Genomic DNA, 26,435 nt, shown 5'->3' with positions numbered 1-26,435 from the left:
CCACCGTCAGGGACTGTCATGCGCACTTTGTTTTTACTCATCCTGCTGATCGGCCGACCGGCCGTCGCGGGGGAAATCGCTCCCTACCAAAATCGCTTCGACCGCGACAAACCGGTCGTCGCCGTCATCGCCGAAAACCACGGCACCGAATTGACGGACTTCGTCATTCCTTACGGCGTCATCGCCCGCTCCCGCTCGGCCGAGCTGGTCGCGGTGGCCACGCGGGCCGGTCCGGTAACGATGCTTCCCGCGCTGAAGATCAATCCGCAGGCGACGATCGAGGAATTCGACGCCCGCTTCCCGGACGGCGCCGACTATCTGATCGTGCCGGCCGTCTCGAAGTCCCGCGATCCCGCTTTGCTGGCGTGGGTCGCGGCGCAAGGCGCCAAGGGCGCCACCGTGGTCAGTATTTGCGACGGCGCGCTGGTGGTCGCCAACAGCGGCTTGTTCAAGGGCCGGCGCGCCACCGGCCACTGGGCCACCGAATCCTACCGCAAGGAGCACTACCCGGATACGCAATGGATCAGCAACGTCCGCTACGTGGCCGACGGCAAAGTGGTTTCCAGCGCCGGCGTCAGCGCCGCCATGCCGACCGCGCTGGCACTGGTGGAGGCGATCGCCGGCCACGAACGCGCCGGCGACGTGGCGCGGCAGGTCGGCGCCGGCGACTGGAGCACGGCACACGACAGCGACATGTTCAAGCCGCGCCTCGGCGTCAACCTGGGAGCCTACATCACCGGCTACACCAATCAGTGGTTCCATCCGGTCGAGCGGCTAGGCTTGCCGGTGGCGGCGGGCGTCGACGAGATCGCGCTGGCCTACACCGCCGACGCCTGGTCGCGCAGCAAACGCAGCCGCGTGTATGCGGTCGCGGCGATCGCGGAGGACAGGCCGGCGCTGCTTACCCTGCACGGCTTGACGTTGCTGCCGGACGGCGCGGATATCGAGGGCTTGCGGATGCTGCCGCCCCTGCCGAGCGCCGCCCCGCCCGGCACGTCGCTGGACCAGTCGCTGGCCGCGATTACCGCGCGCTATGGATCAAACACGGCGAAGCTGGTCGCGCTCGAATTCGAATACGCCCCCGCGACCGCACCCTAGCGGGGGCGAACACGGTAAACTGGCCGGTATGAACATGCCCATCTCAAGACAAACACTGCGCGTCGTGCTGCTCGCCTACGACGACATGAACCTGCTTGACCTGTGCGGCCCGCTGCAGGCGCTGGCGACCGCCAGCAAGCGCCACCTCGGCGATGGCCCGGCCTTGTACGAAACCATCGTCGCTTCCGCCGACGGAGGCCTGATCACCACCAGCGCCGGCTTACCGGTGGCGACGGTGTCCATCGCCACGCTCGACGGCGTCGCCATCGACACCTTGATCGCGCCGGGCGGCTGCAAGGGCCAGGAATTCAACGCTTCGCCCGCGCTCGTGAACTGGATAGCGTCGCGGGCGCCGCTGGTGCGACGGCTTTGTTCCGTATGCACCGGCGCGTTTTTGCTGGCCGCCGCCGGCCAGCTCGAAGGCCGGCGCGCCGCCACGCATTGGGAATGGGTGGAACGCCTGCGCGAGGCCCATCCACGCGTCGACGTCGACGCCGACAAAATCTTCGTCAAGGATGGTTCGATATGGACCTCGGCCGGCGTCAGCGCCGGCATCGACCTCACGCTGGCGCTGATCGAGGAGGATTACGGCCATCACGTCGCCATCGAAACGGCGCGGCAACTGGTGGTGTTCATGAAACGCACCGGCGGTCAATCGCAGTTCAGCGTTCCGTTGGCGGCGCAGTCGCATGAGGGCGGACGTTTCGATGGCCTGCACGCCTGGGTCGCCACGCACCTGCGCGAGAGCTTGACGGTGGACCGGCTGGCCGAGCAGGCCGGCATGTCGGCGCGCACCTTCGCGCGGACCTACGCCACCCAGTTGGGACGCACGCCGGCAAAGATGGTGGAAGCGATGCGGCTGGAAGCCGCGTGCCGCGCGCTGGAGAAGACCGCGCTGCCTTTGAAGGCGATCGCTGCCAACACGGGATATGTGGACGAGCAGAATTTGCGCCGCGTATTCCAGCGCCAGCTGGGTGTGAGCCCCGGCCAATACCGCGACCGGTTTTCAGCCTGCGCCGTTTAGCGCTTCCACCGTTCCCCGTCCCTAACGAAATGCTGGCTATCGATCCAAATACGGGGCGAGTATCTGCCCGGCCCACTCCATGAAGACCCCTACCCTGCGTGACAGGTTCTGACGATGGGCCACCACAAACGACACGGGCAACGGCTCCGGCCGCAGCTCCGGCAGCACCTCCACCAATTCGCCGCGCGCCAGATATTCCGTCAGGCTCGATAGCCCGGCCTGGATCAGTCCCAGCCCGGCCAGTCCCGCCGCGTGGTAGGTCTGCACGCTGTTGACGCTCACGGAGCCGGCAAGCGCCAGCGTCCCGTAGCCATCGCCGTCGGCCTGGGGATACTCCCATCCAAATGGCCGGCTTCCCAACGTTGGCGCATAGTGGACCATGCGATGGCCCTGCGCCAGCAGATCATGCAGCGTGCGGGGCACGCCTTGGCGTTGCAGGTAAGCCGGGCTTGCGACATTCACCATGCGCAGTGCCCCGACCCGGCGCGCCACCAGGGTCTCATCGACGATCGCGCCGATGCGTATCGCGCAGTCCATCCCTTCCTGGATCAAATCGATACGCCGGTCTGTGCTCGATATCTCCAGCTGGACGTCCGGGTAGGTGGCCATGAACGAAGGCAGCGCGGGCACGATGGTGCCACGGGCCAATTCGGTCGGCAAGTCGACCCGCAGTCGCCCGCGCATCGTCGCATCGCTTCCCGAGAACATCGCGTTCAGTTCCTCGGCGTCCGCCAGCAATGCCCGCGCACGGGTGTAAAACGCGCGCCCCTCCTCCGTGAGCTGGACGCTGCGCGTCGATCGGTGCAGCAGCCGCGCACCCACGGACGCCTCGATACGGCGAACGACGTTCGATGCCCGGCCCTTTTGAATGCCCAGGCTTTGCGCCGCGTGGGTAAAGCTGGCCATTTCAGCGATGCGTACAAAAATGGCCAGGGACTCAAGATCCCGCATTGTGTCCTTTTGGAGTAACGATAGGTTTCGATTGGCGTACTTTATCGCAAAAGTCGAAACCGGCATAGTCAAGCCTTCGGGAGCGGGTGGCCGCTCCCCTGGATTCTGGAGGCGGTTATGCGCTACAACCAACTTGGTAACACAGGGCTGTTCGCGCCGGGCGGTCCGGCCGGCGGAGGAGAGCTATGAGACCGTTTGCATGGCACACCTGGCTAAGCTGGGGACTGGTCGCCTTTTTCGTTTTCGCCGGCGTGTTGAATATCGTGGCGCCGGTGTCGCTGCAAGAAGATTATGCGCGATGGGGCTATCCAACCTGGTTCCATTTCGCCACCGGCGCCCTCGAGCTGGCGAGCGCCTTGCTGCAAAGCCGCCGCGCCACATCGCGGGCCGGCGTTGTGCTCGGCCTGCTGATCATGGCGTCGGCCGTCGCCACCCTGTTCCTGCACCGCGAGTGGACACACGCCGTGTTCCCCGCGCTGATTCTGGCCGCCCTGGCCTTCACGCTGACCACGCGATCCAGACAACCCAAAACCGGTGCCATGGCCAGTGGCACATCACCATCACACTAAGGGCTTTATCATGAACGTTACCTCCCCGGCTTTAAAAGGCGTCGTCATCTTCCATTCCGGCTATGGCCACACAAAACGGATGGCGGACTCCGTTGCGCAGGGCGCGCGGGCAAGCCTGCTGCAGATCGGCGCCGATGGCAACTTGTCCGACGAAGACTGGTCGGCCATACAGGCGGCGCATTTCATCATCCTTGGATCGCCTACATACATGGGCGGACCAAGTTGGCAGTTCAAGAAATTTGCCGACGACTCTTCCAAACCGTGGTTCGCGGATCAATGGAAGGACAAGATTTTCGGCGGATTCACCACCAGCGCCAGCATCAATGGCGACAAGCTGTCGACGCTGCAGTATTTCACGCTCCTCGCGGCGCAGCACCGTGGCATTTGGGCCGGCGTCGGCGTGAAGTCGTCCAACACCAAAGCGTCGCAACGGGACGACATCAATCGCATGGGATCTTTTTTGGGACCAATGGCGCAAACGCCAGCCGATGCCGCACCGGACGAGATGTCGCCGGGGGACCTGGAGACAGGGCGCCAATACGGCGCCCGCGTCGCTGAAATCGCCGGATTATTATTGTCGGCGTCGGCAACGCCGATTTTTTAGCCGCCGACAGAGACGGCGGTCGACACCAAGCCCGTTTTCCGAGCTTGGATGTCCGATCAGTCCTGGTAGCGCGGACCGACGGCGGCGAACCCGCCACCCTGATAAATGGTCGCCAGATCGTCCGCCGCCGGGTACACGCCGGTATCCGGGAACTTGTCGGAGAACTGCACCGAGCTATCCTTCGGCACGTAGCCAAGGTGCGCGGCCTTGCTGTTGTCCCACCAGCTGGCCGGGTTGGCCGAGGCGCCGAACAGGATCGTATGGCCGACGCGCGGCGTGAACAACGAGCAGCGCAACGCCTCTTCCAGATCGTCGTAGCTCAACCAGGTCACCAGCATGCGCGGGTTGGCCGGTTCCGGGAACGACGAACCGATACGCAGGCAAACCGTCTCCAGGCCGGTGCGGTCGTAGTAGTAGCGCGACAGCGACTCGCCGAAGCACTTGCTCACGCCATAGAAGCTGTCCGGGCGCGTCGGGCTGTCGGCATCGATGTAATCGGTCCACTTGTAGTAGCCGATGGTGTGGTTCGAGCTGGCGAAGATGATGCGCCTGGTGCCCTGCTTGTGCGCCGCCTCGTACAGGTTGTAGGTGCCGAGGATGTTGGCCTGCATGATGTTTTCAAACGTGTTCTCGGTGGAGATGCCGCCGAAGTGCAGCACCGCCTCCACGCCTTCGAGCAGCTTCATGACGGCCGCCTTGTCGGCCAGGTCGCACTGGATGATTTCCTCGCCCTCGCGCGCTTCGCCCATATCGGCGATGTCGGACAGCACCACCACATCGGCCCAAGGCTTGATGCGGTCGCGCAGAACTTTACCCAGGCCGCCGGCGGCGCCGGTCAGCAGCAGTCGTTTGAATGGCTTACTCATTGTTGTTTGTCTCTCGTTCGGTTTTTATTGAAGGATGATCGCTGAGTGTAAATCGGCTGGTCAGGTCACCGGCGCCGGGTTGAACAGCACAAGCGCGTTGTGCAGCTTCCACTTCTCGGCCCAGGTTTCGCGGCCGCTGGCCACGTCCAGCACCAGCTGGAACATCTCCCAGCCGACATCGGCGATGGTGGCCTCGCCGCTGGCGATGCGGCCGGCGTTGATGTCCATCAGATCGTGCCAGCGGCTGGCCAGGTCGTTGCGGGTGGCGACCTTGATCACCGGGACTTCGGCCAGGCCGTACGGCGTGCCGCGGCCGGTGGTGAAGATATGGACGTTCATGCCGGCGGCCAGCTGCAAGGTGCCGCAAATGAAATCGCTGGCCGGCGTGGCGGCGTAGATCAAGCCTTTTTGCGTCAGCTTCTCGCCCGGCGACAGCACGCCGGAAATGGCGCTGCTGCCGGATTTGACGATCGAGCCCATGGCCTTCTCGACGATGTTCGACAGGCCGCCCTTCTTGTTCCCCGGCGTGGTGTTGGCGCTGCGGTCGACGCCGCCGCGCTGCAGGTAATTGTCGTACCAGGCCATCTCGCGGATCATCGCGTCGGCCACTTCCGGCGTCGCCGCGCGCGATGTCAACTGGTCGATACCGTCGCGCACCTCGGTGGTTTCGGAGAACATCACGGTGGCGCCGGCGCGCACCAGCAGATCGGTGGCGAAACCGACGGCCGGATTGGCGGTCACGCCGGAGAAGGCGTCGCTGCCGCCGCACTGCACGCCGACCACCAGCTCGGAGGCCGGCACGGTTTCGCGCTGGCGCTTGTTCAGGTTGACCAGGTTGGCCTCGGCCTGTTTCATGATCGAGTCGATCATCGACATGAAGCCGACGTGCTGCGCGTCCTGCAGGCACACCAGCGCCGGCTCGGTGCCGCCGCCGTTCTGGATCGGGATCGAACCCTTGGGGAACAGGCGCGTCGGCTGCAGCTTCTCGCAACCGAGGCTGACGACCATCGCCTGTCCGCCGAAGTTCGGATTGAGCGTGATGTTGCGCAGGGTGCGGATCGGGATCATCGCGCCGGGCGCGTCGATCGCCACGCCGCAGCCGTAGGTGTGCTCCAGGCCCACCACGTCGTCGACATTAGGATACTTGGGCAGCAATTCTTCCTTGATGCGCTTGACGGCGAATTCCACCACGCCCGATACGCATTGCACGGTGGTGGTGATGGCCAGGATGTTGCGCGTGCCGACGCTGCCGTCCGGATTGCGGAAGCCCTGGAAGGTGTAGCCCTCGAGCGGCTCGGCCGGCGGCTGCAGGCGGGTCGAAATCGGCAGGTTGACCAATTCGCGCGCGTCCGGCATCTGCACATTCTGCTCGTTGAGCCAACTGCCGGCCGGCAGGTCGGCGGCGGCGAAGCCGATGGTGACGTTGTAGCGGATCACCGCCTCGCCCTTGGCGACGTCGCGCAGCGCGACCTTGTGGCCTTGCGGGACCGCTTCCAACAGCGTCAAGCCGCTGGCGAACACGGCGCCGGCGGGCAGGCCGCCGTCGTTGACAACGATGGCGACGTTGTCGTTGTCATGCATGAGAATGTAGCGCGGCGTGGCGGCGCTGGTCGGTGGCGTCATTTAGCTTCCTTCCCGGGAGTCTCTGCCCGGCTAACGTTGTTTTTTAGCATCGTGAATTGGTCAGACCACTTTTGATATTGGCCGGCCAGCGTTCTGTTCCCGTCCGGGGCGCCACCCCCGTACAGCCTTGATTCTACCGTGTTTTTCAGGCTTATTCATCTGAAAAAGACGGTTGGAAAGCGGTTACCTAGCGAATTTAGTATGACAGCTTCGAATAATTTTGGCTAGTCCACGTTGCCCTTTTGGTCAGGCCACCTTAGAATGGCCTGACCAGATGGCAATATCAAAAACGCCACGACCATAACATTAAGAGACAAGAACGATGCTGAAGAGAACTTTAGCGGCGAATGACGGCACCACTCCCGAGACGCGGTTGTACCGTCTCGTGGCCGACCGTATCCAGCAACTGATCCGCGACGAACACATCTCCCCCGGCGAGCGCCTGCCGTCGGAACGCGACTTGGCCACCAAGCTCAGTGTCAGCCGCGCCTCGCTGCGCGAAGCGCTCATCGCGCTGGAACTGGGCGGCGTGATCGAGGTGCGCGGCGGCTCCGGCGTCTACGTGAGCGAGCGCCCCGCCCCGGCCGATCTGCCCGAAGCCGGTCCAGGCCCGTTCGAAGTGCTGTCCGCGCGCCGCCTGATCGAATCCGAGATCGCCGCCATCGCCGCCCGCGTCGCCACCGACAGCGCCATCGACGCCATCCTCAAGGCGGTCGTCGAGATGGAACAGAACCACTCCAATTATTCAAGCAACGAGCAGGCCGACCGCAACTTCCATATCGCTATCGCGCGCGCAACCGGCAACAGCGCGCTGGTGGGGTCCCTCGACTACCTGTGGGACCAGCGCGGCCGCCTGTGGCACAAGCTCAAAGAACACTTCCAGACCGAGGAACTGCGCCAGGAAACGCTGAAGGATCACCGCCGCATCCTGGAGGCGATCGCCGCCCACGATCCGGCGGCCGCGCGCAAGGCCATGCGCGCCCACCTGGAACGCGTGACCCGCACCTTCTCGCGCGGTTGACGCCGAGCCGATATTCAAAGTTTTGCAGTACCCGTAGCAAAGCAGGAGCGGCCTTGATGCCGCCCGCTAAAAAAAAGTAATCAAGTTATTGACCGTTTGCGACCCCGGACTGTGCCCGCACAGCGACCCTCGTCTCAACGGCACGGAGTACGCGAGGTGCTCCACTCACGTTCATTGCCGTCGCGGCAAAGCGTATAACTTTATTCAAAAAGACGAAGGAGACTAGAATGATCAAGCCCGAGCACCCGGTCCAAAACCGATCCGCACAACCACGGCTGCTGTTGTCGGCCATTACCCTGGCCGTGCTGACGCTCGCCAATCAAACCGCCGCGCAGGCGCAGGAAGCCGAAGCGCCGATGCAGCGCGTCGAAGTGACCGGTTCGAGCATCAAGCGCCTGGCCACCGAAGCGTCGCTGCCGGTCAGCACCGTCAAGGCGGAAGACCTGGTCAAGCAGGGCATGACCACCCTGGCCGACCTGATGATGGCGCTGCCGCAATCGGCGTCGCTGGCGCCGTCCAACGCCGGCTCGGGCACCAACATCAACCTGCGCGGCCTGGGCGTGAACCGCACGCTGGTGCTGTTGAACGGCCGCCGCCTGGCCAACGAGGCGATCGCCGACGGCTACGCCAACCTGGACGTGATTCCAATGAGCGCGATCGCGCGCGTCGAGATCCTGCGCGACGGCGCCTCGTCGATCTACGGCTCCGACGCCATCGGCGGCGTGGTCAACTTCATCACCCGCACCTCGTACGAGGGCCTGGAAGCGACCGCGCAGCACGTGGAAGTGGGCCGTCGCGGCGGCGGCGAAGAGGAACGCGGCACCCTCACCTGGGGCAAGGGCAACCTGGAACGCGACGGCTGGAGCCTTTGGGGCACGATCGACGCGCACAAACGCTCGGCCCTGGCCGCGAGCGACCGCGCCAGCCTGAGCTCCCCGGAACTGCTGACCAGCATCGGCCGCTCGCCATCGCTGGGCACCGGCGGCAACGCCACCCCGGCCAACTTCACCACCGCCACCAACCGCACCGCGCGCAATCCATACGCCGCCACCGGCTGCGTGGCGCCCTACTCGCTCCCCGGCCGCGCCAACACCTGCGTGCTCGACGCGAACGCCTACGGCAACGCGCTGTACGAAAACCAGCAGGTGACGTTCTACGCCCGCGCCTCGAAGAAATTCGGCGAAGACCACGTGGTCTCGATCGACTACTCGCGCGGCGAGGAGCACATCATCGGCACCCGCAATCCGACCAACGCGCTGGCGGTCAACGGCGTCCAGCCGCAACTGCCGTCGACCAGCAAATGGTATCCGGGTAACAGCGGCGGCGTGCCGGCGATGTCGGGCCTGAACGGCGCCACCCTGATCCCCACCTGGGCCGTCGCCGACTACGGCGCCGCCGCCACCAAGGACGTGCAGCTGAACCAGCGCGTGGCGCTGACCGCCGAAGGCACCATCAAGGGCTGGGACTACAAGACCGGCCTGGTGATCGGCATCTCGAACCGCGACAACTACTACGACAACGGCTACTTCACCGGCCAGGGACTGCTCGACGGTCTGCGCAACGGCAAGCTCAATCCATTCGGCCTGCAGGACGCCGAAGGCCGCGCCTACCTCGCAAGCATCAACGTCGACGGCCAGAAGAACCGCGAATCGAAGAGCACCTACAAGGGCGTCGACTTCACCGCCAGCCGCGGCGTGATGGAACTGGGCGGCGGCGACCTGGCGCTGGCCGTCGGCACAAGCTTCAGCCGCGACACCAACGAGGACACGCGCCTCGAGATCGTGCGCCAGGTAACCTACGCCAACGCCAGCCCGTCGCACGGCGAGGGTGGCCGCAACGTCGCCGCGCTGTTCGCCGAACTGGATATGCCGTTCACCAAAAAACTGAATGTCAACGTCGCCGTGCGTGACGACCATTTCAGCGACTTCGGCAACACCATCAACCCGAAGGTCAGCTTCCGCTATGAGCCGACCAAGCAGCTGATGTTCCGCGGCTCGGCCAACACCGGCTTCCGCGCACCGACCCTGTTCGACCGTTACGGCTACCGCCTGCCGGGCGCCACCGGCCTGACTTCGGCGCGCTGGGATGATCCGGTACTGTGCCCTGGCGGCCGTCCAGGCGTGGCCGGCACCGGCACCGCGCTGCCGGGCTATGTCTCCGCGAACGTCTGCAACGTGCAATTGCCGAAGCAAACCGGCAGCAACGCCGACGTCCAGCCTGAAAAATCGAAGGGCTTCACGCTGGGCACCGTGTTCGAGCCGACCGCCACCTCGATGGTGTCGATCGACTACTGGAGCATCCGCATGACCGACATGCTGGCGAACTTGCCGGAGCAGGTCTACTTCCTCGATCCGGTCAAGTACGCACCGTACTTCGTGCGCAACGCCGACGGCACCATCAACTTCATCCAGAACACCATCATGAATCTGGGTGGCCAGAAGGCGGCCGGTATCGACGTTTCGGCGTCGTATGCCTTCCCGCGCAGCTCCTTCGGCGACTTCAAGGTCTCGATCGATGGCACCTACCTGACGAAGTTCGACAATCAGCTCGACAACGGCAGCCCGTTCGTCTCGAACGTCGGCCGCTTCGGCCTGGCCTCGAACGGCACCACCAGCAGCTTCCCGATCATCACCTATCGCTGGAAGCACGTGGCCAAGTTGAACTGGGCGCTGGGCAACTGGAACAGCACCCTGACCCAGAACTACAATTCGAAGTACGAAGACCAGAACTTGGTGGCGCAGCAGTACTGGCGCGACATCAACTCGTACAAGAACTGGCAGTGGACGACCACCTACACCGGCTTCAAAAACCTGTCGCTGACCGCCGGCATCACCAATCTGTTCGATGCCAAGCCGCCGGTCACCAACAGCAGCCAGTATAGCAACGGTTATCTGAGCAGCGCCGCCAGCCCGATCGGCCGCGCCTTCAACTTCCGCGCCACCTACAAGTTCTATTAATAGAACCTGATGATGTCGATCGATGCTTGATCAACGGCGCCGGACCGCAGCGATTGCGGCCGGCGCCTTTTTTTTCGAGAAGCCCATGAAACTACCCATCAGCTTTTTGGCCGCCGCCGCATTGTCGATGTGCGCCCACGCCGCCGAGAACACACCACCACCTCCGGCCAAGCCGGTGCGCGTCATCCTCGTCGGCGACTCGACGATGGCCAGCCATAGCGGCTATGGCGACGCCTTCTGCGCCCGCGTGCAACGCTCGAACACCTGCATCAACCTGGCGCGGGGCGGCCGCAGTTCCGGCAGCTTCCGCGCCGAGGGCCGCTGGGACGAAGTCGAGGGACTGCTGCGCGGCAGCGCCGCCTACCGCGCCACCTATGTGCTGATACAGTTCGGCCACAACGACCAGCCGGGAAAACCCGGCCGCTCGACCGATCTCAAAACGGAATTCCCGGCCAACATGGCCCGCTACGCGCAGGAGGTGAAGGCGCTCGGCGGCGTTCCCGTGCTGGTCACGCCGCTGACCCGGCGCACCTTCAAGGACAATGTCCTGGAAAACAACCTGCAGCCGTGGGCCGACGTGATCCGCGCCACCGCCGCCGCGCAGCGCGCGCCGCTGCTGGACCTGAACGCCGACAGCTACGCCGCCGTGCAGGCGATGGGCCAGGACGAAGCCGACACGCTGGCGATGGCGCCGCGTCCGGAGAAAACCGCCGAGGCCACACCGGCACCGGCGGCCGGCAAGGTGGAAGTCGCCGGGGCGGCGAAATCCGCCTTCGACCGCACCCACGTCGGCCCGAAAGGCGCCGCGTTCTTCTCGAACATGGTGGTCGAAGAGATGAAGCGCGCCCTGCCGGAAAGCGTGGGCATGTTCAAGCGCGAGGGCGAGCAGTGAAGCTGGCGCCGTCCGTTTTTGCCGCCGCCGCGTTGATGGCCGCCGCCTGTGTCGGGGCGGCGCCGGCCCGTGCCCAGGGTAACTCCGTCACCCGTCCCCAACTGAGCGCCGCGCAGGCCAAGCAATTCGCCTACGGCGAGGTGCTCAAGTACGTCGGCGCCGCCGGCAAGGAAAGCGTCGATCCCTGGGACCCGCTGGCCGACCCGCTGGCCAGGGGCGCCGCGTTCACGCCCGACTACATCGTCGACCACTCCGCGAAGGCGGACGGCGTGAAAACGTTCGGCACCATCCAGCAGGCGGTCAACCGCGCCGTGCTCGACAGTGCCGCGCAGCCGGCCAGGCGCCTGTACATGCTGGTCAAACCCGGCACCTACCAGGAGCTGGTCTACGTCCCGGCCAACACCGCGCCGCTGACAATGTACGGCGATGGCAAGGACCCCGCCGCAACCAAAGTCACCGCCAAACTGGACGCCTCGGTGACCGGCGCCGCCTATGCCGCGCAGTACGGCGCGCAGTTCGCCAAGGCGGCGCCGGGCGCGCAGGCGATGTACGCGACGATCAAGGACCGCGCCGTCATCGGCACCTTCGGTACCGCCACCGTCTGGGTGCAAAACAACGGCTTCCAGGCGCGCAACCTGACGTTCGAGAACGGCTACAACAAGGACATCGGCAACGCCCGCGCCGAATCGCTCCCGAACGTCAACAACGTGCACCACCAGGCGTTGGCGTTGCAGGTGGACGGCTCGGACAAGGCGCAGTTCGAGAACATCCGCCTGATCGGCTTCCAGGACACGCTGTACCTCAAGTCGCCGCGCATAGGCAGCACCTCGCGCAGTTTCTTCAACAATTCCTATATCGAAGGCGACGTCGATTTCATTTTCGGCGACAGCACCGCCTACTTCCACCAAACGGAAATCAAATCGATCGGCGACCGCGGCCTGTCGTATGTCGCCGCGCCGGACACGCATTTGAAAAGCAAATACGGCTTCGTCTTCGACAACTGCCGCTTCACGCACGACGGCTCCGCCAACGCGCGCCAAGGGACCTTCCACCTGCTGCGCCAGTGGTTCCACAGCGCCCGCTGCACGCCCTACGCCCCGGTGCCGGTCGAGGGCTACGCCTGCCTTCTGGGCGACACCAACGGCTACCAGGCACCGACCGGCACCATCGCCCGCGTCTCGCTGGAGGCCGTCGGCAAAATGGTCGTGCTCAATTCCCGCATCGGCGCCCATATCAACCGCCATAAGCCTTGGTCGGACTGGAACAAACCGGGCGGCCTGCCTTACCGCCCGGTGCAATACAGCTCCGACGACTACTGGAACAATTTGATCAGGGCCGGCATCGATCCGGTCAAGGATCTCGGCTACGCCGCAAAACCTACTCCCGCCGATATCTTCATCGGTGAATTCAACAATCAGGACGAATAAGGAATACAGCATGTCTATCAATACCCAGCGCCGCAGTTTGATGAAAGCCCTGCCGGCCGCCGGCCTTTCGCTCAGCCTTCCCGCCGCCACCGCCGCCACCGCGCCCGATCCTTGGCTGCAGGCGCAGGCGATCATCGACCACGTGTCCAAGCCGCTCAAGTTCCGCAAGCAGGATTTCGATATCACCGCCTACGGCGCCAAGACCTGCAAGCTGTCCAAGGTCAAGGCCTGGATTTCGTTCGAGGAGCAGGACACCATCGACACGCCGGTGGCCGGATCGCCGGACTGCTACGCCGCCATCCGCGACGCCATCAAGGCCTGCAGCGACGCCGGCGGCGGCCGCGTGGTCATCCCGGCAGGTAACTGGTACTGCGCCGGCCCGATCGTGCTGCTGTCGAACGTGAATGTCCATCTGGGCGCCAACGCCCACGTCTACTTCAGCCACAACCCGGCGGACTACGCCAAGTACGGCGACATCGATTGCGGCAAGCATGGCAAGCTGTCGATCTCGCGCTGGCAGAGCAACGACGTGCTGAATTACTCGCCGATGGTGTACGCCTACAACCAGCACAACATCGCGTTGACCGGCGACGACTGGACCAGCACCCTGGACGGCCAGGGCGGCGTGCCGTTCAACGACGAAGGCGATTGCTGGTGGACCTGGAAAGGCAAGCAAAAAACCATCAACTCGATCGGCCAGGGCACCACACCCAACTTCAAGGCCGGCAAGATGTCGGAGAACACGGAGAACCCGCTCAACGCCATGTCGCTGGCGACGGTCGCACCGAACCTGACCGAGGCCGAACGGCTACTGATCCAGGGCGAAGGCCAGCGCTGGCGCGCCGACGCGCAGTACCTGCCGGCGTTGTCCGAAGCGGGCGTGCCGCTGTCGAAGCGCGTGTTCGGCATCGGCCACTATCTGCGTCCGCCGATGATCCAGCTGATCGGCTGCACCAATGTACTGCTGCAGGGCTATCACGTGACGCGCACACCGTTCTGGATGCACCACCCGGTCCACTGCCGCAATATCGTCATCCGCAAGGTGCACTGCGAAAGCCATGGTCCGAACAGCGACGGCTTCGATCCGGAAGCCTGCGACCACGTGCTGATCGACGGCTGCACCTTCGACACCGGCGACGACTGCATCGCCATCAAGGCGGGCAAGGATCTGGATACGCAATTCGGCCCGTCGCAGAATATCGTCGTACAGAACTGCATCATGCACAGCGGCCATGGGGGAGTGACCCTGGGCAGCGAGATGGCCGGCGGCATCCAGAACGTGTTCGCGCAAAAGCTGGTGTTCGAAAACGCCAACTGGAAGACCAACCCGCTCAACACCGCGATCCGCATGAAGACCAACATGAACCGTGGCGGCTATCTGCGCAATTTCTACGTTCGCGATTGCACGATACCGAACGGCGTGCAGCTGTCGCCGTCGTTCTACGCGTCTTTGCCAGGCTCGCCGATCCAGTCGAAGACGGTGGCCACGGCCGCCGGCGCCATCGTCACCTTCGATTGCGACTACACGCCGATCAGCGACAATGTGCGTACGCGGCCGCCGGTGGTGTCGAACATCCAGATCTCGAACATCAAGGTCGGCAACGTCACCAAGGACGGCAAGACGGCATCGTGCTTCCAGGCGATCGTGATCCTGGGCCCGGTGGCGTCGGACTACAACGGTCCGGGCCCGATGCCGCCGGTGGTGCCGGTGACCGACGTGACGATCACCGACTGCGATTTCGGCGTTCCGGTCAACACCGCGCAGCCATGGTTCCTGTACAACGTCAAAGGGCTGACCTTGAAGAACGTCACCATCGGCGGCAAGGTGCACAACACCACGCTGAACGCGTGAGGATAGCCATGGCGATCGACCGGCGTGCTTTGCTCAGGAGGCTGCCGGCGCTGCTGGCGCTTATGACGTTGCCCGTGGTGGCGGAGGAAGTGGCGCCGCTGGCGTCACCGGCCAGCGGTGCGCGAGACGTCAACCCGGATACCCATCTGGTGCTGCGTTTCACGCGGCCGCCGGTGGTTGGGAAGTCCGGCCGCATCCGCATCTACGATGCGGCCGACGACCGGCTGGTCGATACGCTGGATTTGGGCATTCCGGCCGGGCCGACCGAACGCACAAAACTGCCTGCGGCGCCTTATCTGGCAAGGCCCTACGCTTATCCAGACGGGCCGCGCCGCACCAATGCAGACACCAGGGCGGGCACGCCTTCGGCCGGCGCCGAACGGACGCCTGACAGCTACCAGCTCACCATCATCGGGGGCTTCACGGACGGTTTCCACTTCCATCCGGTGATCGTCAGGGGGAACACGGCGACCATCTACCCGCATCACAATCTGCTTGAATACGGCAAGCGCTATTACGTCCAGATCGATCCGGGCGTGATCGTCGGCTTCAAAGGCATCATTGGAAAGACGGCTTGGGTTTTCAGCACCAAGGCCAAGCCTCCCCGCGCGGACAGCGAACGCGTGACGGTCAATGCGGATGGCACCGGCGATTTCAATACGGTGCAAGGCGCGCTGGACTTCGTTCCAGACCATCCCGCGCGGCGCACCACGATCTTCGTGCACAACGGCGACTACGAGGAGATCGTCTACTTCCGGCGCAAGTCGAACTTGACCATCGAGGGCGAGCACCGCGACAAGGTGCGCGTTCACTACGCCAACAACGAGGTGTTCAATCCGCATCCGGCCAACATCAGCACCAACGAGGCGCCGGGTACTTTTCCGTCCCGCCGCGCGGCCTTCGCCGCCGATAACGTCAAGGGCGTCCATCTGAAGAACATGACGCTGCAGACCACACTGGAGGGCCAGGCCGAAGGCCTGCTGATCACGGGTGAGGAAAACATCGTCAACGATGTCACCGTAATCGGCTCCGGCGACGCCTTGCAGGTCAACGGCAGCACCTATCTGGAAGACGTCAAAGTCGTCGGGCACGGCGATACCATTCTGGGTCGCGGGCCGGCGTTTTTCCGGCGCTGCGAGATCGAATCGCGCGGGCCGTTTATGTGGATACGCAATACGTCCGCCAACCACGGGAATGTGTTCGTCGATTGCCGCTTCGGCGCCATCGGCGACGGGCAGCCGCACCTTGCGCGCTCGCCGGTCAACAAGGGCAAGAGCTATCCGCATGCGGAGGCGGTGCTGATCAACGCCACGTTGAGCGGTGTCAGTCCGCAGGGCTGGGGCGAGATAGGCGGCGACGCGTCCAATGTGCGGTTCTGGGAGTACAACAGCCGCAATGTGGATGGCACGCCGGTGGATGTGAGCAAGCGGCATCCGGCCTCGCGCCAGTTGACGATGGAGCGCGACGCGGAGCTGATTAAGAACTATAGCAATCCATCATGGGTGCTGGGCGGCTGGGCGCCGCGCTAAGTCACCGGCACCGGGACGCACGCAAAACGCGGAAACACGTAGGGAGGATTAGGCGGAACGCCGTAATCGGCCATCGATGAGCCGCCGGCGGCGCTTGGCCGATTACGCTGCGCTAATCCGCCCTACGTGTATCCGGGCGATTCACCCGTCCAAAGCCACCGGAAACACAGCGCTCCCGCGCAATGAAAAAAGGGCGGGCACTCCGGTGTCCGCCCTTTTTTCATCCAACAAACGGCGTTTCCGCCAGCCCCTTGACGCCGGGCCGCAGCAGCAACACGGCCCCGCCCCACTCCGCGTCCTCCGGCTTGCCGGATGGGATGGAGGTGACGATCAGCGTGTCCAGGTCCTTGCCGCCGAAGGAGCACATCGACGGCTTCTTCATCGGCACCTCGAGACGGCGATCGAGCTTGCCGTCCGGCGTGAAACGCAGCAGGCAGCCGCCGTCGTTGCCGGCGACCCAGTAGCAACCGTCGGCGTCGACCGCCGCGCCGTCCGGACGCCCAACCTCTTTGGTCAGATCGGCGAACACGCGCTGGTTCGACGGCACGCCGTCGGCGATGTCGTAGTCGAACGCCCACACCATGCGCCGCAGCGGATGCGAGTCCGACAGGTACATCGTGCGTCCGTCCGCAGAGAAGGCGGTGCCGTTCTGCGTCAGCAGCTCCACCACCAGCGGCGCGGAAATACCATGCGCCGCATCGTAGCGGAACAGTTTGCCGACCGGACGATTGGCCGACATGTCCATGAACATGGTGCCGGCCACGAAGCGCCCCTGACGGTCGCAGCGGCCGTCGTTGAAGCGCATGCCCTCGCCCAGGCCCACCGACGGCGTCGCCACCTTGGTCGCCACGGCGGCCGGGCCGTCGCCCAGCTCCAGCTCGAACACGCCCGTCTCCATGCCGGCGATCAGGCCACCACCGGCCCTGGTCGCGACACAGCCGGCCATTTCATCCAAGGCCCAGAAACGCGTGGCGCCGGACACGAGGTCCAGGCGCCAGACACGCTTGGCGGGGATATCGGTCCAGTAAAAGGCCGATTCCGCCGCACTCCACGTCGGGCTTTCGCCCACCGCGCATTTGATGTCGCTTACGCGTTCCATACCAGGTCACCGTTGACGATGCGCGGCAGCTTTTGCGGATTCTCGTCAGCCAGCGATTCAGGCAACAGGTAGGAAGGCACGTCCTGGTAGCAAACAGGGCGCAGGAAGCGGTCGATGGCGCCGGCGCCAACCGACGTCGAACGGCTGTCCGAGGTCGATGGGAACGGGCCGCCGTGCACCATGGCGTGCGAGACTTCCACGCCGGTGCCGAAGCCGTTGAACAGAATGCGGCCCACTTTGCGTTCCAGCACAGGCATCAGGCGCGCGGCCAATTGACGGTCGTCGGCGGTGGCGTGGACGGCGGCGGTCAGCTGACCTTCGACGTGTTCGGCCACGGCCAGCAGTTCGGCTTCGTCGTTGGCGACCACCAGCAGCGAGGTCGGTCCGAAGATCTCGCCTTCCAGCGCTGGATTGCTCAGGAAGGTTTTCGCGTCGACCTGGTACAGGAACGCTTGCGCGGCGCATGGCGCCTCGGTGGTCTGGCCGGCGGCCTTTTGCGAAACGCCTTCGATGCCCGCCAGGCCCTTGACGCCGTTGACGTAGGCTTTGTGGATGCCAGGGGTCAGCATGGTGGCGGCGGGCTTGGCGCCCAGCGAGCCGGCGGCGGCGTCGACGAAGGCTTGCAGCTTGTCGCTTTTCAGGCCGATCAACAGGCCGGGGTTGGTGCAGAACTGGCCGGCGCCCATCGTCAGCGAGTCGGCGAAGGCTTGCGGCAGTTTGGCGTTGTCCAGCGCGCCCGGCAGCAGGAACACAGGGTTGATCGAGCTCATTTCGGCGTACACAGGGATCGGTTCCTTGCGTTCGGCGGCGGTTTTCATCAGGGCGAGGCCGCCGGCGCGCGAGCCGGTGAAGCCGACCGCCTTGATGGCGGGATGACTCACCAGCGCCTGGCCGATGGTCTGGCCGGAGCCGATCAGCATCGAGAACACGCCTTCCGGCATGCCGCATTCCTCAGCGGCCTTGGCGACGGCTTTGCCGACCAGTTCCGAGGTGCCCAGGTGGGCCGAGTGGGCCTTGACGACGACCGGGCAGCCGGCGGCCAGCGCCGAGGCGGTGTCGCCGCCGGCCACCGAGAACGCCAGCGGGAAGTTCGAGGCGCCGAACACGGCGACCGGGCCCAGGCCGATTTTGCGCAGGCGCAGGTCGCTGCGCGGCGGAGTGCGTTCCGGCAGCGCGCTGTCCAGCGTGGCCGACTGGAAGCGGCCGTCGCGCACGACTTTGGCGAACAGGCGCAGCTGATTGCAGGTGCGACCGCGCTCGCCTTCCAGGCGGACTTGCGGCAGGCCGGTTTCCTGCATCGCGCGCTCGATCAGGGTCGGACCCAGATCCATGATGCGGTCGGCGATCGTTTCGAGGAACTTGGCGCGCGCTTCCAGGCCGGTGGCGCGGTAGACGTCGAAGGCGGCGTCGGCCAGTTCGCAGGCGCGCGCCAGGTCGGCGGCGCCGGCCAGGCCGAACGCCGGTTCGATTTCCACGTTGCGCGATGGATCGATCGCCTTCATCGTGCCCTCTTTACCCACAACGGCGCTGCGGCCAATGATCATTTCGCCAGCTACTTGCATATCGACTCCTTAGATGTGTGAAAAGCGCGGACCAGCCGCGCTTATGTTGTATGACGTTCTATGACGACAGCTTACCGGATTATTGCGCGCCCTGCTTGCGGATCAGCTTATCGAGCATGTCGCATTCTTCGGCGGTCAGGTCGGTCAGCGGTGCGCGCACCGGACCGCCGTCGTGGCCGACCAGGCGGGCGCCGGCCTTGACGATGCTGACGGCGTAGCCGGCCTTGCGGTTGCGGATCTCCAGGTACGGCAGGAAGAACTCGTCCAGCATGCGGTTTTGTTCGGCGTGGTTGTCCGAGGCGACCGCGTGGTAGAAGTCCATCGCCAGCTTCGGCATGAAGTTGAACACCGCCGACGAGTATACCGGAGTACCGAGCGCCTTGTAGGCGGCCGCGTACACTTCGGCCGTTGGCAGGCCGCCCAGGTAGCTGAAACGGTCGCCCATCTTGCGCCAGATCGAGACCATCAGTTCGATGTCGCCGACGCCGTCCTTGAAGCCGATCAGGTTAGGGCAACGGTCGGCCAGCTTGGCCAGCGAATCCGGGGTCAGGCGGCAGTTGGCGCGGTTGTACACCACCACGCCCAGATTGGTCGCCTTGCAGACTTCGGCGACGTGTTCGATCAGGCCGTCCTGCGACGCTTCGGTCAGGTAGTGCGGCAACAGCAGCAAGCCCTGGGCGCCCACGCGCTCGGCTTCCTTGGCGTAGGCGGCGGCGACGCGGGTCGGACCGCCGACACCGGCCAGGATAGGCACTTGGCCGGCGCAGGTGTCGACGGCGGTCTTGATGATGTCGGTGTATTCGTTCGGCGTCAGCGAGAAGAACTCGCCCGTGCCGCCGGCGGCGAACAGCGCGGTGGCGCCGTACGGCGACAGCCATTCCAGGCGCTCGATGTAGCTCGATTTACGGAAGTTGCCTTCGGCATCGAAGTCGGTGATCGGGAACGACAGCAGGCCAGAGGAAAGGATTTTTTTCAGGTCATTCGGTTGCATAAGGTCTCCAATAATCGACGTCTATTGTGTGAAGGGGAAGTTCGACGGGCTTCCCGTCGCGTGTTGTATGACATCGTACAACCATATTCGGATGGGAGCAAGCGATTTAGCGAAAACTCGCCGATCGCCGATCCGAGCGTTGCGTTCGGGCGGCGGGCCGGGCGGAAACCCGGCCCCGCCCCCCTCCCGGTGTCAGCCGTTCTTGGCGGCGATATCCTCTTGCGCGCGGCGCAGGCGCTCGCGGCTGTTGCTCAGGTGGGTGCGCATGGCGGCGCGGGCCGCCTCGGCATCCTTGCGCAGGATGGCGTTGTAAATATCGTCATGTTCGCGGTTGACGCGCTCCTGGTACACCACCGGGTCGTCGTGCGCCAGCGACGCCGAATCGACGCGCGTGCGCGGGATGATGGTGTTGCCCAGGTCGCTCAGGATATCGACGAAATAACGGTTGCCGGTGGCTTGCGCGATCAGCAAATGGAATTTGACGTCCGACTCGACCGAGCCGGGACGGGTTTGCGACTCCTGGATGCGCTTGAGCACCACGCCCATTTCCTGCACCTGCTCCTCGCTGCGGCGGCTGGCCGCCAGCCACGCGGCCTCGGTTTCCAGGCTGATGCGCAGTTCCAGGATGGCCAGCACGTCGCCGAGGGTGCGGATGGTGTCCGACGAAATGCGCAGGTTGGCCGGCTGCGGCTCGAGCACGAAGGTGCCGATGCCGTGGCGGGTCTGCACCAGGCCGGCCGCCTGCAGGTGGGAGATGGCTTCGCGCACCACGGTGCGGCTGACGCCGTGCATTTCCATGATCACCGATTCGGTCGGCAGTTTCTCGCCCGGTTTGAGGGTGCCGGCCTGGATGCTGTTGGTGAAGCTCTCCACCACGCCTTGGGCGAGGTTGCGGTGCTTCTTCTTGGGCAAGGGCGCCGGTACGGGGGGCAATGGAAGTGCTGCGGTTTGACTCATGGCTGATGAATTGTTGTATGACGACTATCGGCATTATCGCCTATGAGGGTCGTGCGATGTGCATATTGCCAGATTTTCGGCAAAAATGATTCCTTATACATCGTTTTCGCCACAGGGGCGGAGCCTACACCAGCAGCGCCGCGCTCATCGACGCGGCCTCCTCCGCCGATTCGGCCAGCATCTGCTCCAGCGCCGCGTTGTCGTCGATGAAGCCGGCCAGGCCGGCGTCCTCCTGCGTCGGCGAAAACGGCGATGCCACCGGCGCCAGCCGCTTGGCGATCAGCAAGGTGTCGCGCAGGCCCAGCGGCGGCGGCGTCAACGTCGCCCCGCGCAGCGAAACGATGGCCAGGCCCACCGGCTCCGGTATCGCCATCTTCTTCATCATCTCGCGCGTGATGATCTCGTGCGCGGCGCCCATCCAGTCGGCCGGATCGTCCAGCAGGCCGGGGATCTCGTCGGCGCGCGACAGCAGGTAAAAGCCCCCCGCCTCGTGCACGATGCCGGCGAACATCGCCGTGTCGGCGTCGGTGGCGGTCAGCTTGCGGGCGATGACGTGGGACAGCGCGGCCACGTGGGCCGTATGGCGCCACAGCTGCTCGGCCTTGGCGCGCAGGCCGGCGTCACGGATGCGGCTGCCGAACTGGCGCACCACCATCGCCGCCGCCATCGTGTACAGGTGGCGGTAGCCCACCCGCGCCACTGCCGACCGCACGCTGGTGACGGGCACGCCGCCGCGGTTGAACACGGCCGCGTTGGCCAGCGCCACGGTGCGCGCCGCCAGCAGCGGCTCGGCCAGCACCTTGCGGATCACGTCGTCGGTGTCGCAATCGGGATCGGCCAACGCGAATTGCAGCCGCAACGCGGCGTTGACGCTGGTGGGAAAGACCAACTCGCCGCGAGAGGCTTGCGTAACAATCTGCGAGAGGTCTTTTAGTTTTTCCATAGCAAGAGTATAGCCTCAAAGGCCACGCCGCTTTGTAACAACTTGTGCGCCGGCGCCCGGTTTGAGGAACATCGCGTCCAGCATCGCCAGCAAACTGACCAGCGCCACCAGCAAAAACGCCAGCCGGTACTCGATGGCGGGCCAGTCGGCGATGCCCAGTCGCTGCGCGCTCCAGTGGCCCAGCCGCACCCCGCCGGCCCCCATCGCGATGCCCAGGCCCACTGCCACCTGGAACGAGGTGCTAAACAAGGTGTTGGCGGCCGCCATGCGCTGCTGCGGCACGTCGGCGAAGGCCAGCGTGTTCAGGGCGCTGAACTGCATCGAGCGAGTCAGCCCGCCGACGAACAGCACGGCGGCGATCAGCCACACCGGCGTGGCCGGCGACAGCAGCGCGCACGCCGCCAGCGAGGCGACGTTGGCCAAGCCGTTCACCAGCAGCACAGGCTTGAAGCCGAAGCGCCGCAGGATGGGCGTGGTGGCCGGCTTCATCATCAGGTTGCCGGCGAAGACGGCGATAACCAGCAAGCCGGACTGGAAGGCGTCCAGCCCGAAGCCCAGCTGGAACATCAGCGGCAGCAGGAAGGGCACGGCGCCTATCGCCATGCGGAACAGCGAGCCGCCGACCAAGGTGATGGCGAACGTCGGGATGGCGAACGCGCCCAGGTCGATCAGCGGATGGGCGGCGCGGCGCAGGTGCCAGACCATCGCGGCCAGCATGACGGCGCCGGCCGCCATGCAGGAGATCGCCTCGAACCAGTCGGGATGGCGGCCGCCGACCGACTCGGCGCCCCAGGTCAGCAGCAGCACACCGCCCGCGCTCAGCACGAAACCCGGCCAATCGAAGGGCCGCCGCGTCTCCGCGCGCTGCTCCGGGATCAGCCACAAGGCCAGCGCCAGCGCGACCACCCCGAGCGGAAGATTGAGATAGAAGATCCAGCGCCACGACAGGTAGCTGGCGATGAAGCCGCCCACCGGCGGCCCCAGCACCGGCGCCACCAGCGCCGGCCAGGTCAGGGTGGCGATCACGCCGATCAGCTTTTCCTTGGAAGTGTTCTTGAGCACCAGCAGGCGTCCGACCGGCACCATCATCGCCCCGCCCACGCCTTGCAGCACGCGCAGCCAGACGAATTCGGTCAGGCTGTCGGCCATGCCACACAGCACCGAGGCGAGCGTGAAGATGGTCAGCGCCGCCGCGAACACCCGACGCGCGCCCAGCCGCTCGGCCACCCAGCCGCTGATCGGGATGAAGACGCCCAGGGTCAGCAGGTAGGCGCTGACGCCGATGTTGAGCGCCAGCGGCGCCACGCCGAACGATTTGGCGATGTCCGGCAACGCGGTGGTGATGATGGTGCCGTCCAGGTTCTCCATGAAGAAGGCGCCGGCCACCAGCAGCGCGATCCATTTACCGGCGGCGGGCTGTGGCGCCTCGCCGCTCATGCGCCGGCCTGGGGGAATACGCGTGGAAAGAACATGGTGTCGGTCGGGTTGTTTGCGGTACGCAAATTATACGCACCGCGACACTAGCGTTACGCAAGCTTCATTGCGGCGCTGCAATTGTCCTGTCCCGCGCGACAACTGTGTTTGGATAGCCACGGCCACGGCGGAATCCACCAAAAACAGCCTTCTTTTAATGACAACTGTACGTGGCGCAAGGCATGTTGCTCTACACTAGGACACAACACGACCGAGCAAACGGTCGGTTTTCACCACCACTAAAAAAAACCGGAGACAAGAATATGAAACGAACCGCCGCATCCGCAGCATGCCTGTCCGCCCTCGCCCTCCTCGGCATGGGGCACGCTCACGCGCAATCGTCCGTCACCCTCTACGGCACGCTCGACGTCGGCGTCGACCGCATCGAAAAAGGGGAAGGCAACGTCCAGGGCACGCTGTTCGGGCTGCGCGGAACCACGCCGATCCCGAACTCGATCGCCGCGCCGGCCAGCACCTCGGTGCGGGTCAGCCCGTCGCACACGCGGCAGAGTAATTTCGGCATCCGCGGCGTCGAGGACCTGGGCGGCGGCTATCGCGGCATCTTCACGCTCGAAGGCGGCCTCACGCTCGACAACGGCGGCGTCGCCAACGACAGCCGGCTGTTCGGCCGCCAGGCCTATGTCGGCCTGACCACGCCGGTCGGCGAGGTCAAGCTCGGCCGCCAGGCCAGCCCGATGCTGATCGCCTATTACCTGGTCACGCCGGAAGCGATCGGCAGCACCGACCTGTTCAGCGCCGGCCTGGCGGTCAACACCTTGCAAACCTTCCAGGACAACCAGGTCAGCTACGCCGTCAAACAGGGGCCATGGACGGCGATCGCGTCGTTCTCGACCAACGCCGGCGTCGGCAGCGGCGTCAGCGCCGCGCGCTCCTTCCCCACCGCCACCACGCCGGTGGCCAGCGCCAGCACCGGACAAATCGTCGGCGGCCTGACCGCCGGCGCCGAAACCACCGACGACCGCGGCCGCGCCGTCGGCGCCATGCTGGCCTGGCGCGGCGAGAGCCTGACCGCGCTCGCCTCCTACCACCGCAACGATTTCGGCGGCGTGCCGCTGGGCGTGGTCTCTGGCACCACCCTGGTGCCGCTGTACACCATCGAGAATTACCGCGCCTACATGGCGTCGTTCAAATACATTTTTACCGGCACCGGCACCACCGTCGCCCTCGTCGGCCACCAGGGCAAGTTCAACCTGGGCGGCAACGCCGATCCGACCGTCAACACCTGGGGCGCGACGATCAAACAGGCCATCGGCCAGGTCGACGTCAGCGCGCACCTGCTCGACACGCGCTTCACCAACTACACGCGCGGGCGCGAGCGCGGCCTGATGTTCGGCCTGGACTACAACTTCTCCAAGCGCACCGCGCTCTACACCCGGGTCGGCGGCGTCAAGGACAAGCGCGGCAACATCGTTCGTGGCGCGATCACCCCGCTGCCGATCGCCGGAGGCCCGGGCGCGCTGCTGCTGCCATTGGGCTCGCAGGAAGTGCCGCTGTTCGCCGGCGCCGGCCAGAACCTCGACGCCAAGACCACCATCGTCAGCCTCGGCATCCGCCACGCGTTCTGACGCAAAAAAGCGCAGCACCGCCGGTACGGTGCTGCGCTTCAACTGCGGGTACAACTCATTATCGGGGCGCATGCGCCCCAAATCTTTACAGGTGCGCGGCGATCTGCGGCAGCAGGTCGTCGAAGGTGCGGCCGTTGCCGTTTTCGCCGATCGCGTGCATCTTCCACTCGCCATTGTGACGGTACACCTTGGCCATGATCTGCGCCGAGTGCGGACCCTGCACGGACAGGTTGAAGCGCGCCACTTCCTTGCCGTTGGACGCGTCCAGCAGGCGGCAGTAGGCGTTCTCGACCTGGGCGAAGGTCTGGCCGGTGAAGCTGTTGACGGTGAACACCAGGCTCTTGACGTTGGCCGGCACGGCGTTCAAGTCGACGTTGATCTGCTCGTCGTCGCCGTCGCCGGCGCCGGTGCGGTTGTCGCCCGTGTGCACGATGCTGCCGTCCTTGCTCTTGAGTTGGCGGAACCAGATCACGTCCACCGGACGCTGGCCTTCATCGAACATGACGACGGAGGCGTCCAGGTCGACCGCCTCGGTCTTGGCGCCGAAGCCCAGGAAACCCTTGCTCTTGATCGCATCCCAGCCCAGGCCCATGGTGACCTTGCCGAGCGCGCCGCCGCTTTCTTTTTCCAGAGAAATTTTCTGGCCCTTGCTCAAATTGACTGACATTGTGTGCTCCTTAGTTGTTGGTTGACAGCATGAAGATGTTTACTGCGACCCTGGGCGCTGGGCCCAAGCCCGGAACGCCGCGCCGTTGCGCGAGCACACCAGGATCTTTCCGGTTCCGGAAAAGCGCAGCACCATGCCTTCGCCGCTGGTCTGGCTGTTGACCAGATTGCTCAAAAAGCCGCTGTTGCCGCCGGTGGTGACGGAGATTTCATAGCGCAGCCGGTTGTCCCACGCCACCACATGCGAGTTGTCGATGACCACATCGTTGCCGGGCGTGACGTCCAGTTGCGAGATCGAGCCGAAGCCCGACACCGCCACCTGGCCGGTGCCGGCGGTTTCCGTGATGAAGAAACCGCCGCTCTGGGCGAACAGCGCGTTGCCCAGGCTTTGCGTGCGCACCTTCAGTTCCACGCTGGACGTGGCGGCGACAAAGGCGCCGTCGCTCAGCATGTACTGCACCTGACCGACGTCGAGCACCTGCATGGCGCCCGGCAGCGTGGGCGCCAGCAAGCAATCGCCGCCGCCGCGCACCGCCTCGATGTGTTGCTGGAAGAAGGACTCGCCGTTGGCGAAGCGACGCATGATGGCCGCACCGATACCGCCGGTGACCTTGCCCTTCAAGTCGAGCGTCGCTTCCATCATCACCATCGCATCCGACTCGCAGTAGATCTTCTCGCCCTGCGCCAATGAGACGTGCAGAAATGGGTCGACATCACCGGTGATCGAAAATTTTGGCATGAATGA

The 26,435-nt window shown here is 64.9% G+C and carries 22 protein-coding genes; 11 read left to right on the top strand and 11 right to left on the bottom strand.

What is annotated here, in order from left to right:
- Positions 1-18: 18 nt before the first annotated feature.
- Complete coding sequence (locus MRBLMU1_RS12260) at positions 19-1,098, top strand: DJ-1/PfpI family protein (protein WP_363501632.1); 1,080 nt, start codon at positions 19-21, stop codon at positions 1,096-1,098.
- 34 nt (positions 1,099-1,132) lie between these two features.
- Positions 1,133-2,122 carry a GlxA family transcriptional regulator gene (locus MRBLMU1_RS12255; protein WP_363501629.1) on the top strand — a complete coding sequence of 330 codons (990 nt, stop codon included), beginning with the start codon at positions 1,133-1,135 and terminating at the stop codon, positions 2,120-2,122.
- A 36-nt stretch (positions 2,123-2,158) separates the two neighbouring features.
- Here MRBLMU1_RS12255 and MRBLMU1_RS12250 read toward each other — a convergent pair whose 3' ends face one another.
- Positions 2,159-3,073, bottom strand: coding sequence for a LysR family transcriptional regulator (locus tag MRBLMU1_RS12250; RefSeq protein ID WP_363501626.1), 915 nt, complete (start codon positions 3,071-3,073; stop codon positions 2,159-2,161).
- Positions 3,074-3,258: 185 nt separating this feature from the next.
- On the opposite strand from MRBLMU1_RS12250, the gene MRBLMU1_RS12245 reads away from it, so the two are divergent.
- Positions 3,259-3,642 (top strand): DoxX family protein, encoded by a 384-nt coding sequence (locus MRBLMU1_RS12245; protein ID WP_363501623.1) that lies wholly within the window; start codon positions 3,259-3,261, stop codon positions 3,640-3,642.
- 10 nt (positions 3,643-3,652) lie between these two features.
- Positions 3,653-4,246: a flavodoxin family protein gene (locus MRBLMU1_RS12240; protein ID WP_363501620.1), complete on the top strand. Its 594-nt coding sequence runs from the start codon at positions 3,653-3,655 to the stop codon at positions 4,244-4,246.
- 56 nt (positions 4,247-4,302) lie between these two features.
- On the opposite strand, the gene MRBLMU1_RS12235 is transcribed toward MRBLMU1_RS12240, so the two are convergent.
- A complete protein-coding gene (locus MRBLMU1_RS12235; protein ID WP_363501617.1) occupies positions 4,303-5,112 on the bottom strand; it encodes an NAD-dependent epimerase/dehydratase family protein in 810 nt (269 codons plus the stop codon).
- A gap of 60 nt (positions 5,113-5,172) precedes the next feature.
- Positions 5,173-6,735 (bottom strand): galactarate dehydratase, encoded by a 1,563-nt coding sequence (gene garD / locus MRBLMU1_RS12230; protein ID WP_363501614.1) that lies wholly within the window; start codon positions 6,733-6,735, stop codon positions 5,173-5,175.
- Between the two features lie 322 nt (positions 6,736-7,057).
- Between garD and MRBLMU1_RS12225 the strand changes: the two genes are divergently transcribed.
- The 6 genes from MRBLMU1_RS12225 (at position 7,058) to MRBLMU1_RS12200 (ending at position 16,413) form a co-directional block, all read left to right on the top strand.
- Positions 7,058-7,756, top strand: a complete 699-nt coding sequence (locus MRBLMU1_RS12225; protein ID WP_363501611.1) for a FadR/GntR family transcriptional regulator — start codon at positions 7,058-7,060, stop codon at positions 7,754-7,756.
- Between the two features lie 227 nt (positions 7,757-7,983).
- Entirely contained in the window at positions 7,984-10,713 is a 2,730-nt protein-coding gene (locus MRBLMU1_RS12220) for a TonB-dependent receptor plug domain-containing protein (protein WP_363501608.1), read from the top strand.
- A gap of 85 nt (positions 10,714-10,798) precedes the next feature.
- Positions 10,799-11,605: a rhamnogalacturonan acetylesterase gene (locus MRBLMU1_RS12215; protein ID WP_363501605.1), complete on the top strand. Its 807-nt coding sequence runs from the start codon at positions 10,799-10,801 to the stop codon at positions 11,603-11,605.
- Complete coding sequence (locus tag MRBLMU1_RS12210; RefSeq protein WP_363501602.1) at positions 11,602-13,032, top strand: pectinesterase family protein; 1,431 nt, start codon at positions 11,602-11,604, stop codon at positions 13,030-13,032. The genes MRBLMU1_RS12215 and MRBLMU1_RS12210 overlap by 4 nt, the downstream gene beginning before the upstream one ends.
- A gap of 10 nt (positions 13,033-13,042) precedes the next feature.
- Positions 13,043-14,884, top strand: coding sequence for a glycoside hydrolase family 28 protein (locus tag MRBLMU1_RS12205; RefSeq protein ID WP_363501599.1), 1,842 nt, complete (start codon positions 13,043-13,045; stop codon positions 14,882-14,884).
- An 8-nt stretch (positions 14,885-14,892) separates the two neighbouring features.
- A complete protein-coding gene (locus tag MRBLMU1_RS12200) occupies positions 14,893-16,413 on the top strand; it encodes a pectinesterase family protein (protein ID WP_363501596.1) in 1,521 nt (506 codons plus the stop codon).
- A gap of 220 nt (positions 16,414-16,633) precedes the next feature.
- On the opposite strand, the gene MRBLMU1_RS12195 is transcribed toward MRBLMU1_RS12200, so the two are convergent.
- The 6 genes from MRBLMU1_RS12195 to MRBLMU1_RS12170 form a co-directional block, all read right to left on the bottom strand.
- Positions 16,634-17,512 carry an SMP-30/gluconolactonase/LRE family protein gene (locus MRBLMU1_RS12195; RefSeq protein WP_363501593.1) on the bottom strand — a complete coding sequence of 293 codons (879 nt, stop codon included), beginning with the start codon at positions 17,510-17,512 and terminating at the stop codon, positions 16,634-16,636.
- Positions 17,500-19,074, bottom strand: coding sequence for an aldehyde dehydrogenase (NADP(+)) (locus tag MRBLMU1_RS12190; RefSeq protein ID WP_363501590.1), 1,575 nt, complete (start codon positions 19,072-19,074; stop codon positions 17,500-17,502). Before MRBLMU1_RS12190 ends, MRBLMU1_RS12195 begins: the two co-directional genes overlap by 13 nt.
- Before the next feature lie 79 nt (positions 19,075-19,153).
- Positions 19,154-20,065 (bottom strand): 5-dehydro-4-deoxyglucarate dehydratase, encoded by a 912-nt coding sequence (kdgD, locus tag MRBLMU1_RS12185; protein ID WP_363501587.1) that lies wholly within the window; start codon positions 20,063-20,065, stop codon positions 19,154-19,156.
- 192 nt (positions 20,066-20,257) lie between these two features.
- Entirely contained in the window at positions 20,258-21,022 is a 765-nt protein-coding gene (locus tag MRBLMU1_RS12180) for a FadR/GntR family transcriptional regulator (protein ID WP_363501584.1), read from the bottom strand.
- Positions 21,023-21,146: 124 nt separating this feature from the next.
- Positions 21,147-21,965, bottom strand: coding sequence for an HDOD domain-containing protein (locus tag MRBLMU1_RS12175; RefSeq protein ID WP_363501580.1), 819 nt, complete (start codon positions 21,963-21,965; stop codon positions 21,147-21,149).
- Between the two features lie 15 nt (positions 21,966-21,980).
- A complete protein-coding gene (locus tag MRBLMU1_RS12170; RefSeq protein WP_363501577.1) occupies positions 21,981-23,402 on the bottom strand; it encodes a DHA2 family efflux MFS transporter permease subunit in 1,422 nt (473 codons plus the stop codon).
- A 299-nt stretch (positions 23,403-23,701) separates the two neighbouring features.
- Here MRBLMU1_RS12170 and MRBLMU1_RS12165 point away from each other — a divergent pair, with 299 nt between their 5' ends.
- A complete protein-coding gene (locus tag MRBLMU1_RS12165; RefSeq protein WP_363501574.1) occupies positions 23,702-25,024 on the top strand; it encodes a porin in 1,323 nt (440 codons plus the stop codon).
- Positions 25,025-25,109: 85 nt separating this feature from the next.
- Here MRBLMU1_RS12165 and MRBLMU1_RS12160 read toward each other — a convergent pair whose 3' ends face one another.
- Together MRBLMU1_RS12160 and MRBLMU1_RS12155 are read right to left on the bottom strand one after the other, a co-directional pair.
- Positions 25,110-25,691 carry a TerD family protein gene (locus MRBLMU1_RS12160; protein ID WP_090316681.1) on the bottom strand — a complete coding sequence of 194 codons (582 nt, stop codon included), beginning with the start codon at positions 25,689-25,691 and terminating at the stop codon, positions 25,110-25,112.
- 39 nt (positions 25,692-25,730) lie between these two features.
- Complete coding sequence (locus MRBLMU1_RS12155) at positions 25,731-26,429, bottom strand: TIGR00266 family protein (RefSeq protein ID WP_363501570.1); 699 nt, start codon at positions 26,427-26,429, stop codon at positions 25,731-25,733.
- Positions 26,430-26,435 lie beyond the last annotated feature (6 nt).

Source organism: Burkholderia sp. LMU1-1-1.1 (assembly GCF_040675865.1).
Lineage (GTDB): Bacteria > Pseudomonadota > Gammaproteobacteria > Burkholderiales > Burkholderiaceae_D > Rugamonas.
The sequence above is the reverse complement of the archived record's forward strand: the minus strand, read 5'-3'. Positions and strand labels throughout refer to the sequence as shown.